Genomic DNA, 12,485 nt, shown 5'->3' on the forward strand with positions numbered 1-12,485 from the left:
GCGCCGCTATCCTTAGCGAATGCGCATGCCCGGCTCGGCGCCCGGCCACGGGTTCAGGATATAGATGCCGGGGTTGGCCTTCTCGTCCGCGCTGGATGCGGCCAGCACCATGCCTTCGGAGACGCCGAACTTCATCTTGCGGGGCGCCAGGTTGGCGACCAGCACCGTGAGTTTACCCACCAGGTCTTCCGGCTGATACATCGACTTGATGCCGGAGAACACATTGCGGTGGCGCCCTTCGCCCACGTCCAGGGTCAGCCGGAGCAGCTTGTCGGAACCGTCGACATGCTCGCAGTTGACGATCCTGGCGATGCGCAGGTCGATCTTGACGAAGTCGTCGATCTTGATTTCCGGCGCCAGCGCCTCGATGCCGTCGACGGGCGCGGCGGCCGCCACGGGTGCGGCAACGGCTGCCGGCGCGGCGGCAGGGGCAGGGGCTGCCTTCGGCGCGTCGAACAGTTCCTCGATCATCTTGGCGTCGACCCGCGTCATCAGGTGGCTGTAGGCGCCGATGGTGCGTCCCAGCATGGCGCTGCTGGCCGCTTCCACGGCCGTATCGGCCCACGTGAAGCGCTCGTCGTTCAGGAAGGTGCGTACATTGGCGGCCACGCCGGGCAGCACGGGCGACATCAGGATCGTCAGCTGGCGGAACAGGATCAGGGCCGTCGTGCACACTTCATGCAGTGCGGCCGTCTTGTCCGCATCCTTGGCCAGCAGCCATGGCTTGTTTTCGTCGACGTACTGGTTCGTCACGTCGGCGATTTCCATGATTTCGCGCAGGGCCTTGCCGAACTCGCGGTTCTCGAAGCTTTGCGCAATGGATGCCTGGCGCTCGGCGCCGTCGGCGTCCGTCAGCGCCTTCCTGATCCAGTCCAGCGCCGTGGCCGACAGTTGCGGGGCCAGCTTGCCGTCGAACTTCTTGGCGATAAAGCCGGCGCAGCGGCTGGCGATATTGACGTATTTGCCGATCAGGTCCGAATTGACGCGGGCGACGAAATCCTCGCCCGTGAAATCGAGGTCCTCGACTTTCGAGTTCAGTTTGAAGGCGATGTAATAGCGCAGCCATTCCGGGTTCATGCCCAGGTTCAGGTAGCGCAGGGGCGAAATGCCCGTGCCGCGCGATTTCGACATCTTTTCGTTGTTGACGGTCAGGTGGCCGTGCACATTGACCTTCAGCTTCTCGATCACCGGGTGGCCGGCGAATTTGAGCATGGCGGGCCAGAACAGCAGGTGGAAGGAGACGATGTCCTTGCCGATAAAGTGGATCTGTTCGGCGGCCGGGTCGTTCAGGAAGGCGTCGAAATCGATATTCTTCTTGCTGAAATAGTTCTTCAGCGAAGCCAGGTAGCCCACGGGGGCGTCGAGCCACACATAGAAGAACTTGCCCGGCGCGTCCGGAATGGGAATGCCGAAATACGGCGCGTCGCGCGAAATATCCCAGTCGGCCAGCTTTTCGCCCGCCTCGCCCAGCCATTCGGAAACCTTGTTGACCATTTCCGGCTGCAGGCGGCCCGGGGTGTTGAGCCAGTCGCGCAGGAATTCAAAGCAGCGCGGGTCCGACAGCTTGAAGAAATACTGTTCCGAAGGCTTCAGGATGGGCGTCGCGTTGGTGAACACGGAATACGGGTTGACCAGGTCGGTCGGCTGGTAGGCCGCGCCGCACACCTCGCAATTGTCGCCGTACTGGTCCTTGGCGCCGCACTTCGGGCACTCGCCCTTGATATTGCGGTCGGCCAGGAACATGCCCTTGACGGGGTCGAAGAAGCGGTCGACGGTTTTCGTCTGGATCAGGCCGACGTCGCGCAGGCGGCGGTAGATGCCTTGCGACAGCTCGACGTTTTCCGGCGAATCCGTGGAATACCAGTTGTCAAAGGCGATATGGAAACCGTCCAGGTATTGGGCGCGGCCGGCGGCGATCTTGGCGACGAATTCCTGCGGCGTGATGCCTTCCTTTTCGGCCGCGATCATGATCGGCGTGCCGTGGGTGTCGTCGGCGCCGACGAAATGCACTTCGCGCGGCACGCCACCTTCGCTTTGCATTCGCTGGTAACGAACCCAGATGTCGGCCTGGATGTATTCCATCATGTGGCCAATATGGAAGGCGGCATTAGCGTAGGGCAGGGCAGTGGTGACGAACAGCTTGCGAGTCATGGTCAGCGCGAGGTTAGGTAAAAGAAGCATTTTAACAGCGCCGGGCGCCACCGCGCAGGCCGGCTCGCCGCAAGTAATGCGGGGCCGGCCATGCATCGGCCTCAATATTGCCATTTTGCGCTAGACTGCGGCATCACCAACGGAGAATCAAATGAGCATCACAGTCGAAGACGTCAAGGCCGCGCTGTCCCAGGTGGTCGATCCGAACACCACGAAGGACTTCGTCACCACCAAGTCCGTGCGCAACCTGAAAATCGAGAACGGCGAAATCGCCCTCGAGATCGAGCTGGGCTACCCGGCCAACAGCCAGATCGAGCCGATCCGCGCCAGCGTGCTGGCCGCACTGCAGCCCTTCGGCCTGAAGGTCAACCTGGCCATCACCAGCAAGATCATCGCGCACACGGTGCAGCGGGGCCTGAAGCCGCTGCCGAACGTGAAGAACATCATCGCCGTTGCCTCGGGCAAGGGCGGCGTCGGCAAATCCACCACGGCCGTCAACCTGGCGCTGGCGCTGGCCGCCGAAGGCGCCACCGTGGGCGTGCTGGACGCGGACATCTACGGCCCGTCGCAGCCGACCATGCTGGGCGTCACGGGACGGCCCCTGTCGAAGGACGGCAAGACGATGGAACCGATGGAAGGCCATGGCATCCAGGTCTCGTCGATCGGCTTCCTGATCGATCCGGACGAGCCGATGGTGTGGCGCGGCCCGATGGTCACGCAGGCGCTCCAGCAACTGCTGGACCAGACCAACTGGCGCGACCTGGACTACCTGATCGTCGACATGCCGCCCGGTACCGGCGACATCCAGCTGACCCTGTCGCAGAAGGTGCCCGTCACGGGCGCCGTCATCGTCACGACGCCGCAGGACATCGCCCTGCTGGACGCGCGCAAGGGCCTGAAGATGTTCGAGAAGGTGGGCATCCCCATCCTGGGCGTGGTGGAGAACATGAGCACCCATATCTGCTCGAACTGCGGCCACACGGAGGAAATCTTCGGGGCCGGCGGCGGCGAGAAGATGTGCGCGGACTTCGGCGTCGACTTCCTGGGCAAGCTGCCCCTGAAGATGGCGATCCGCGAGCAGGCCGATTCCGGCCGGCCGACCGTGGTGGCGGATCCGGACGGCCCGATTGCCGTGTTGTACAAGGAGATCGCGCGGAAGGTGGCCATCAAGGTGGCCGAAAAGGCCAAGGACATGAGCAGCAAGTTCCCTTCCATCGTGATCAAGAACGACTAACCATGAACCATTGAGGAGTGCTATGCCCCCGCTGACGATGCAAAGACGTAAGGTGACGGCCGCCCTGGCCGCGCTGGCAGCTTTATTGGCAGTACCGCCGAGCATGGCGGCATGGGGGGATACGCCCCGCACACCGAAGCCGGAAACGGCGGCCAGGCCCTGGCAGCGCCAGGCCAGCGGCACGGAGAACCAGCTGCGCGGCCTGTCCGTCGTCAGCCCCACCGTGGCCTGGGCCAGCGGCGCCAAGGGCACCGTGCTGCGTACCGTGGACGGCAGGACGTGGAAGCGCTTCACGGTGCCGGGCGCCGAGGCGCTGGACCTGCGCGACATCCACGCCTTCGACGCCGACACCGCCGTGGCCTTGTCCATCGGGCCGGGCGATGCGTCGCGCATCTACCGCACCGCTGACGGCGGCGCCAGCTGGGCCCTGCAGGTCACCAATCCGGACGCCAACGGCTTCTGGGACTGCCTGGCCTTCTGGGACCGCGACAACGGCATCGTCTTCGGCGATCCGGTCGACGGCGCCTACCAGATCCTGACCACGGGCGACGGCGGCGCCACGTGGCAGGCCGCCGTCGACCCGGATGGCCTGAAGGCCTTGCCGAACGAGGCGGCGTTTGCTGCCAGCGGCACCTGCCTTTCCGTGGCCGGCACGGATGACGCCTGGTTCGCCACCGGTGGCGGCGCCAGGGCCCGCGTGTTCCACTCGGCCGACCGTGGCCGCACGTGGCAGGCCAGCGACACGCCGATTCCCGCCGGCGCCGGCGCCAAGGGCGTGTTCTCGGTGGGCTTCCGCGACAGCCAGGTGGGCCTGGCCGTGGGCGGCGACTATTCGGACCGCCACCTGGCAACGCTCAATGGTGCCCGCAGCGAGGACGGCGGCGCCACGTGGGCGCCGCAGCAGGTACTGCCGGTGGGGTATATGTCGGTGGTGGTGCCCGTCACGGGCGCGCCGGATTCGTTCGTCGCGGCCGGTCTGGCCGGTTCCGGCTATTCGCTCGATGCGGGCAGGACGTGGAAGGTGCTGGACCGCACCCCCGTCAACACGGTGGGCTTCGCGTCGCCGACGGCGGGATGGGCGGTGGGGCCGAAGGGCCTGATCCTGAAATATGCGGGGCCGCAGCTGGGCAAGTAGGCCTTGCAACAAATGACGATGGCGGCCCGCGGGCCGCCATTTTCTTGTCTGTCCGTTTATTCGGTACTGCCTATTTTGCGCGGGCAAATTCCACGTCCAGCGACCCGGCTTTCAGGCGCCCGCCGCCATCGCGGCCCGTGAAGCGCAGCTCCGCTTCCCGCGACGTGACGAAATAGCTGCCGTCGGCGCCCGCGTACAGGGGCTCGAAGGCGTCGCCACGCAGCGCCACCTTCAGGCCTTCGCCGCTGCGCTCGACGGTGAAGTCGCCCAGGTTGCCGACCGTGTACTTGCCCGGAAGGGCCGCCAGCGCCGCCGGCGTGACCGGCACTGCGGCGCGCTCCTTGCCCTGCATCGTCGGCCATTTGTATTCGGCCGCCACGGCGCGCACCAGCTGGCTGGCCAGTTCGCCGCCCCGGTCGCCGTTCGTCATCACCACCACGCCGTCGCCCCGTTCCGTGTAGGCCACCATCGTGTTCTGGTAGCCCGCATTGCTGCCGCCGTGGCTGAAGCTTTGTGCCTGGCCTTCGCCGTCGATGCCCAGGCCCAGGCCATAGTTGTCCATCACGGGTGTGAGCATCAGCTGCGTCATCGACTGCGACAGCACCTTGTTCGACTGGCCCGCCGCCGAGCGCTTGATCTCGATGGCGAACCTGGCCAGGTCCGACGGTGTCGTCCACAGGCCCGCCGCCGCCAGCTCCGGATAGGTGTGCGGGCCGCCCGCTATCGGCTTGCCATGGTCGTCGTGCGGCAGCGCGGCCCGGGACAGCAGGGCCGGCGGCAGCGGCTGCGCGAAACTGCTGTCGTTCATGCCCAATGGCTTCAGGACGGAGTCCTGCAGCAGTTGCGGGAAGGGCGTTTTAGCCCGCTCCGTCATCACGTATTGCACCACCTGGTAGCCGCCGCCGGAATAGCGCCATTTGGTGCCGGGGCGCGTGGAAACATGCACGCCGCGCGTGTTGGCCGGCTTGGCCCCGTTCAGCAACTGCACCAGCGTCGGTACCTTGCTGCCGGCGGCATAGCCGGGGAAGCCGTGCACCGTGGTGCCGGCCGTGTGCGACAGCAGCTGGCGCAAGGTTACGGGCGAATTGTCCATGTCCTTCGGCAGCTTCCACAAGGTGGTGTAGCCGTTGATGTCGCGGTCCAGCGCCAGCTGGCCGCTCTCCACCATCTTCAGGGCCGCCATCGCCGTCACGGGTTTGCTGATCGACGCGGCCTGGAACAAGGTCGCCGGCGTCACCGGCGCGCCGCCCGGCGTCACCACGCCGAAGCCCCGTGCCCATTCGATCTCCCCCGCGTGGATCACGGCGATGCTGGCGCCGGGCACGCCCAGGCGCGCCATTTCCTCGGCCAGCACGCGCCTGGCGGGCGGCGCGCCGGCGATCGACACGGCCGGCAGCAGGCCCCGCTCGACGGCGGCGATGCGGCGCGCCAGGGCAGGGTCGTCGGCGGCGGACGCGGGCAGGGCAAGCGTGAGGGAAGCAAGGCAGAGGAGGGCAGCGGACAGTGGAACGGGCAAGGAAGGGCGGGTGGTCAAGGCGGGGCTCCTTTGTTGTTGTCGATTCGAGTATAAGCCAGTTGCGGGTAAAATAAGCCCTTTATCCCTATTGCTTCATACCGAGATGACCACTGCACCAGCCACCCCCGTCCGCACCCGGTTCGCGCCCAGCCCGACCGGCTTCCTCCACCTGGGCGGCGCCCGCACGGCGCTGTATTCCTGGGCCTTCGCGCGCCACTTCGGCGGCACCTTCGTGCTGCGCATTGAGGATACGGACGTGGAACGCTCGACGCCCGAAGCGGTGCAGGCCATCATCGACGGCATGCAGTGGCTGGGCCTGGACCATGACGAAGGTCCGTTCTACCAGATGCAGCGGATGGACCGCTACCGTGAAGTGATCGGGCAGATGCTGGCGGCCGGCACGGCGTATCACTGCTACTCGTCGCCGGAAGAAGTCGAGGCGATGCGCGAGCGCTTCCGCGAAGCGGGCGAGAAGCCCCGCTACGACGGCACCTGGCGCCCGGAAGAGGGCAAGACCCTGCCGGCCATTCCGGAAGGGCGCAAGCCGGTGGTGCGCTTCAAGAACCCGCTGGATGGCGACGTCACGTGGAACGATGTCGTCAAGGGCACCATCACGATCTCGAACCGCGAGCTGGACGACCTCGTCATCGCCCGCACGGACGGCACGCCCACGTATAACTTCTGCGTCGCCGTGGACGACTGGGACATGCGCATCACCCACGTGCTGCGCGGGGACGACCACGTCAACAATACGCCGCGCCAGATCAATATCCTGCGCGCCATCGGCGCACCGCTGCCGGCGTACGGCCACCTGCCGATGATCCTGGGCCCGGACGGCCAGAAGCTGTCGAAGCGCCACGGCGCCGTCAGCGTGATGGAATACCCGGCCCAGGGCTTCCTGCCCGAGGCCATGCTGAACTACCTGGCGCGCCTGGGCTGGAGCCACGGCGACGACGAAGTGTTCTCGATGGCGCAGTTCTGCGAGTGGTTCAACCTGGACCACCTGACGGCGTCGGCGGCCCAGTTCAACAACGAAAAGCTGGCCTGGCTGAACAACCACTGGATCAAGCAGGCCGACAATGCCCGCCTGGCCGACCTGGCCAGGCCGCGCATGCTGGCGGCCGGCGCGCAGTTCGACGGTGCGCCCGAATTGGCCACCGTGCTGGCGCTGCTGAAGGAGCGCGCCAATACCGTCAACGAACTGGCCGATGCCGCCATGCTGTTCTACCGCCAGCCGCAGCCGGACGAAGCGCTGATGACGCAGCACTTCACGGATGCCGTCAAGCCGGCGCTGGCCCAGTTCGCCGAGCGCATCGCCACGGTGGAGTGGAGCAAGGAGGCGATTGCCGCGATGATCAAGGAAGTGCTGGCGGCGAACGGCATCAAGATGCCGCAGCTGGCCATGCCCCTGCGCCTGATCGTCACGGGCCAGTTGCAGACCCCGGCCATCGACGCCGTGCTGCAGTTGTTCGGCCGCGACGTGGTGGTCGCGCGCCTGGCGAAGTTCCTCTGAAAATATTTCAAAGAGGTATTTGCGTTTTTCGCTCCCGCTGCTATACTTCTGTCTCTTCGCAAACGGGGGTATAGCTCAGCTGGGAGAGCGCTTGCATGGCATGCAAGAGGTCAGCGGTTCGATCCCGCTTACCTCCACCAGTTTTGCTGAAGATGTAGTGGTTGTACTCCAGGTCCCCATCGTCTAGAGGCCTAGGACATCACCCTTTCACGGTGAGTACCGGGGTTCGAATCCCCGTGGGGACGCCAGGTTTTTCGGTGGTAGTGAAAAACGGAGTACTTGTAGTAAAGCAGTAAATGTTGTAAAATAGACGTAGTTGTACGGAAGTTTGCAAGATGTTGATGTTTGTTGTACTGGCCCTCGAATAGAAGGCGAGTGGTAACAAAAGTCGCGTTGAGCGGCTTTTATTTTGTCTGTGCCAGCGGGGGTATAGCTCAGCTGGGAGAGCGCTTGCATGGCATGCAAGAGGTCAGCGGTTCGATCCCGCTTACCTCCACCAAGTGGCACGGATGAAAATGCGGTATCCAGGTCCCCATCGTCTAGAGGCCTAGGACATCACCCTTTCACGGTGAGTACCGGGGTTCGAATCCCCGTGGGGACGCCAGGTCATCCTGGTCGTAGTAAAGTCAGTAAATTAAGTCAGTAAATTGTCTGCACCCGGGGGGTATAGCTCAGCTGGGAGAGCGCTTGCATGGCATGCAAGAGGTCAGCGGTTCGATCCCGCTTACCTCCACCAACGTGCAGACAGTGGTAGTCATAAGCAGTAGTCGTTCCATGGTCCCCATCGTCTAGAGGCCTAGGACATCACCCTTTCACGGTGAGTACCGGGGTTCGAATCCCCGTGGGGACGCCAGGCTTTTCAGCCGGGCATCAACGTCAAGCAGTCGTCGAGCCGCCATGAGCGGTTTTTTTGCGTCTGTATCTGCGCTCCGCTGCGGCCGTTTTCCTCATCCCTCCCCGAACTTCGCTGCCGAGAAAAGTTCCTCGCGCCTTGCAATGTTCTCCCCTTGCCAGCGGCCGAAGACGGCATACACTGAATTCAGGCGGCGCCTGGCAGTGCCCGCGGCGCGGTCAATCCATGGGGAGACAACGATGGAACTTCGCATGAAACTGCATTCGCACCGGTTCATTCCCCGTAACGCGGACTGGACCGTTGCAGCCATCGCCGGCTTCGGTGCCGGCGGCATCCTGATGCTGCTGGAACTGGCCTTCTGCGCGGTGATGGATCTCGACCCCTGGCGCATGCCGCGCCTGATCGCCGCCATGATCATGGGCGACGCCGTGCTGCAGGTGGGCGGGTACAGCCTTGCCGTGCTGGCCAGCGCGCTGACGGTGCACTACCTGCTGGGCACCTTCTTCGGCCTCGTGCTGTGCGCGCTGATCGCGCCGTTCCAGCTCGATTCCAGCCATGGCATGGCGCTGCTGGCGGGCGCCGTGTTCGGGGTCGCGCTGTACCTGTTCAACTTTTACGTGATCGCCACCGTGCTGCCGTGGTTTATCGAGGCGCGCGGCTGGGCCACCTTGCTGGGGCACGTCGTGTTCGGCATGGCCACGGCCCTGATCTACCGCCTGCTCGAGCGGCCCGGCCGCTCCGCCTGAGTGCGCCATGGCCGTCACGGTGGCAGTGGCGCTGGTGCTCGTCGCCATCGGCTCGCTGGCGTTTCATTTCGCCAGCCCGTGGTGGATCACGCCCATTGCGTCGAACTGGCATGCGATGGACGATGCACTGATGCTGACCTTTGCCATTACCGGTGTCGCCTTCGTCGCGCTGCACCTGTTCGTGGCGTACGCGGTGGTGCGCTTCCGGCACCGGGCCGGCCACCGCGCCTCGCCCGAGCACGGCAACCGCAAGCTGGAGTGGTGGCTGATCGGCGTGACGACGGTCGGCATCATCGGCCTGCTGGCGCCGGGCCTGACGGTGTATGCGCGCCTGATCGACCCGCCCCGCAATGCGATGGTATTCGAAGTGATGGGCCAGCAATGGCAGTGGCACTACCGGCTGCCCGGGCGTGACGGCAAGCTGGGCACGACCGACGTGCGCTTCATCCAGGCCGCCAATCCCTTCGGCATGAATCCGCAGGACCCGTACGGCCAGGACGACGTGCTCGTCGACGGCCAGGAAATCCACCTGCCCATCGGGCGCCCCGCGCTGGCCCAGCTGCGCGCCCAGGACGTGCTGCATGACTTTTACGTGCCGCAGTTCCGCACGCGCATGAACATGGTGCCCGGCATGGTGACGCATTTCTGGTTCACGCCGGAACGCCTGGGGCGCTTCGAAGTGCTGTGCGCCCAGTTGTGCGGCGTGGGCCACTCGAACATGCGCAGCTATGTCGTCGTCGACGACGCGGCCACGTATGCGGCCTGGCTGGCCAGGCAGCCTACATTCGGCGGGCGCGGCGTGGGCGGCATCGGCGGGCCCGCCGAGGCAGGCAAGCAGGGCCGGCTGCTGGCCCAGTCCAAGGGCTGTATCGCCTGCCACAGCGTGGACGGCCGGCCCGGCGTGGGGCCCACGTGGAAGGGCCTGTCCGGCAAGAGCGAGCCGGTCGAGGGCGGCACCGCCGTTACCGTCGACGACGCCTACCTGCGCGAATCGATCACCCGTCCGAACGCGAAGATCGTCAAGGGCTACCCGCCCGTGATGCCGCCGGGCCAGGTCAGCGAGGCGGAACTGGCGGCCCTGGTGGACTACATCAAGTCGCTGCGCTGAAGCACAGGGGAGAGCAGTCATGGACAACGACGAGCACGGCGGCCGGGGGGCAGGCGGTAGCGGCGGGGCAGGTGACGGCGTGCCGGGCGATGGCATGCCAGCCCACGGCCCGGGTGGCGCGGCCGTCGCCGAAGGGCAGGGCTACGGCCACGCGCCCCATTCGTTCTGGACCCGCTACGTGTGGAGCCAGGACCACAAGGTCATCGCCATTCAATACACCGTGACGGCCATCGCCGTCGGCATTATCGGCATCGTGCTGTCGGGCCTGATGCGCCTGCAGCTGGGCTTTCCCGGCAAGTTCGACTTCATCGACCCGGCCAGCTACTACCAGTACATCACGATGCACGGCATGATCATGGTGATCTACCTGCTGACGGCGCTCTTCCTGGGCGGATTCGGCAACTACCTGATCCCCCTGATGGTGGGCGCGCGCGACATGGTGTTCCCCTTCCTGAACATGCTCAGCTTCTGGTTCTACCTGCTGGCCGTGCTGATCCTCGTCGGCAGCTTCTTCGTGCCCGGCGGCCCCACGGGTGCGGGCTGGACCCTGTACCCGCCCCAGGCCATCCTGCCCGGCACGCCGGGTGTCGAGAGCGGCATCGTCGTCATGCTCGTGTCGCTGCTCGTGTTCATCGCCGCCGCCACCATGGGCGGCCTGAACTATGTGACGACGGTGCTGCAGGCACGCACGCGGGGCATGACCCTGATGCGCATGCCGCTCACCGTGTGGGGCATCTTCATCGCCACCATCCTGGCCCTGCTGGCGTTTCCCGCCCTGTTCGTCAGCGGCGTGATGATGCTGCTCGACCGGGTGCTGGGCACCAGCTTCTTCATGCCGGCCCTCGTATCGATGGGGCAGCCGACGGGCTACAGCGGCGGCAGCCCGCTGCTGTTCCAGCACCTGTTCTGGTTCTTCGGCCACCCCGAGGTGTATATCGTCGCGCTGCCGGCCTTCGGCATCATCTCCGACCTGATCAGCGTGCATGCCCGCAAATGCATCTTCGGCTACCGGATGATGGTGTGGGCCATCGTCATCATCGGCGCGCTGAGCTTTGTCGTGTGGGCCCACCACATGTATGTCAGCGGCATGCACCCCCTGTTCGGCTTCTTCTTCGCCGTCACCACCCTCGTCATCGCCGTGCCCACCGCCCTGAAGGTGTACAACTGGAGCTTGACCCTATGGCGCGGCGACATCCACATGACGGTGCCGATGCTGTTCGCGCTGGGCTTCATCAGCACCTTCCTGATCGGCGGGCTGACGGGGCTTTTCCTGGGCAATGTCAGCGTCGATATTCCCCTGTCGAACACGTATTTCGTCGTGGCCCACTTCCATATGGTGATGGGCGTGTCGCCCGTGCTGGCCGTGTTCGGCGGCCTGTACCACTGGTTCCCGAAAGTCAGCGGCCGCATGTATGACGAGACACTGGGCCGGCTGCATTTCTGGATCACCTTCCTGGGTGCCTACGCCATCTTCTTCCCCATGCATTACCTGGGCTTGCTGGGCATGCCGCGCCGCTACTACGCCTTTGAAAACTACCAATTCATTCCCGAATCGGCGCAACAGCTGAACGCCTTCATCACGGTGGCGGCACTGGTTGTCGGCGCAGCCCAGCTGCTGTTCCTGGTCAACCTCGGCTGGAGCGCCGTGCGCGGGCGGCAGGCCGGCGGCAATCCATGGCGGGCCGTCAGCCTGGAGTGGCAGACACCCGAGACGCCGCCCAGTCACGGCAATTGGGGGGCGCAACTGCCCGTCGTCTACCGGGGACCGTATGCCTACGGCCGCACGGGCCCGGAAGGCGACTTCCTGCCCCAGCATGTCGGGCCGGAAGAGGCCGATGAGGGGGATGATGAAGTGAACACTCGCGCCGGTCCCGCCCCGGTCCAGCCTTCGGGAGGCCTGCCATGAAAGGAGGCCTGCTGTCGCGTATCGCGCCTGGCGCCCCGGCCGCCTCGTTCCAGCCGCTCGAGCGCAGCGGCAACGGCTGGCCCGGCGGCGGTGCGACGTCGCTCAGCGCCGCCCAGGTCGGCCTGTGGACCTTCATGGCCGTCGTCTGCGCGCTGTTCGCGCTGTTCGCCGTGGCCTACATGATGCGCATCGGCTACGGTGACTGGCGCCCGCCGCCGCCCGTGCCCTGGCAGTTGTGGCTGTCGACGATCCTGCTGTGCGGCGCCAGCCTGGGCTGGCAGGTGGCCGCGCGGCTGGCCCGGCGGGGGCGCAGGGCGGCGCTG

General features: G+C 65.6%; 9 protein-coding genes and 6 tRNA genes. 13 read left to right on the forward strand and 2 right to left on the reverse strand.

Annotated features, from left to right (window positions below; genetic code table 11):
- Positions 1-12: 12 nt before the first annotated feature.
- Positions 13-2,151, reverse strand: coding sequence for a methionine--tRNA ligase (gene metG, locus GM672_RS11400; RefSeq protein ID WP_155470654.1), 2,139 nt, complete (start codon positions 2,149-2,151; stop codon positions 13-15).
- A gap of 151 nt (positions 2,152-2,302) precedes the next feature.
- On the opposite strand from metG, the gene apbC reads away from it, so the two are divergent.
- Positions 2,303-3,385, forward strand: coding sequence for an iron-sulfur cluster carrier protein ApbC (apbC, locus tag GM672_RS11405; RefSeq protein WP_155470655.1), 1,083 nt, complete (start codon positions 2,303-2,305; stop codon positions 3,383-3,385).
- Between the two features lie 37 nt (positions 3,386-3,422).
- On the forward strand, positions 3,423-4,520 hold the full coding sequence (locus GM672_RS11410; protein WP_211517352.1) for a WD40/YVTN/BNR-like repeat-containing protein: 1,098 nt from the start codon (positions 3,423-3,425) through the stop codon (positions 4,518-4,520).
- Between the two features lie 70 nt (positions 4,521-4,590).
- Here the strand turns inward: GM672_RS11410 and GM672_RS11415 are convergent, their stop codons facing one another.
- On the reverse strand, positions 4,591-6,054 hold the full coding sequence (locus tag GM672_RS11415; protein WP_155470656.1) for a serine hydrolase domain-containing protein: 1,464 nt from the start codon (positions 6,052-6,054) through the stop codon (positions 4,591-4,593).
- Between the two features lie 85 nt (positions 6,055-6,139).
- Between GM672_RS11415 and gltX the strand changes: the two genes are divergently transcribed.
- The 11 genes from gltX to GM672_RS11470 all read left to right on the forward strand — a co-directional run.
- Positions 6,140-7,549, forward strand: coding sequence for a glutamate--tRNA ligase (gene gltX, locus GM672_RS11420; protein WP_155470657.1), 1,410 nt, complete (start codon positions 6,140-6,142; stop codon positions 7,547-7,549).
- A 64-nt stretch (positions 7,550-7,613) separates the two neighbouring features.
- Positions 7,614-7,689: transfer RNA gene (locus GM672_RS11425), tRNA-Ala, on the forward strand.
- Between the two features lie 32 nt (positions 7,690-7,721).
- A tRNA-Glu gene (locus GM672_RS11430) sits at positions 7,722-7,797 on the forward strand.
- 175 nt (positions 7,798-7,972) lie between these two features.
- Positions 7,973-8,048, forward strand: a tRNA-Ala gene (locus GM672_RS11435).
- A gap of 29 nt (positions 8,049-8,077) precedes the next feature.
- Positions 8,078-8,153, forward strand: a tRNA-Glu gene (locus tag GM672_RS11440).
- A gap of 56 nt (positions 8,154-8,209) precedes the next feature.
- A tRNA-Ala gene (locus GM672_RS11445) sits at positions 8,210-8,285 on the forward strand.
- A 41-nt stretch (positions 8,286-8,326) separates the two neighbouring features.
- Positions 8,327-8,402, forward strand: a tRNA-Glu gene (locus GM672_RS11450).
- Between the two features lie 251 nt (positions 8,403-8,653).
- On the forward strand, positions 8,654-9,148 hold the full coding sequence (locus GM672_RS11455; protein WP_229417685.1) for a hypothetical protein: 495 nt from the start codon (positions 8,654-8,656) through the stop codon (positions 9,146-9,148).
- Between the two features lie 7 nt (positions 9,149-9,155).
- Entirely contained in the window at positions 9,156-10,256 is a 1,101-nt protein-coding gene (locus tag GM672_RS11460) for a cytochrome c oxidase subunit II (protein ID WP_155470659.1), read from the forward strand.
- A gap of 94 nt (positions 10,257-10,350) precedes the next feature.
- Complete coding sequence (gene ctaD / locus GM672_RS11465; RefSeq protein ID WP_155470663.1) at positions 10,351-12,162, forward strand: cytochrome c oxidase subunit I; 1,812 nt, start codon at positions 10,351-10,353, stop codon at positions 12,160-12,162.
- Positions 12,159-12,485, forward strand: a 327-nt coding sequence (locus GM672_RS11470; RefSeq protein ID WP_503826359.1) for a cytochrome c oxidase subunit 3 family protein, incomplete at its 3' end; no start/stop codon positions are given. The genes ctaD and GM672_RS11470, both read left to right, overlap by 4 nt.

Origin of the sequence: Pseudoduganella buxea, assembly GCF_009720835.1 — a bacterium.
GTDB classification, from domain to species: Bacteria; Pseudomonadota; Gammaproteobacteria; order Burkholderiales; family Burkholderiaceae_D; genus Rugamonas; species Rugamonas buxea.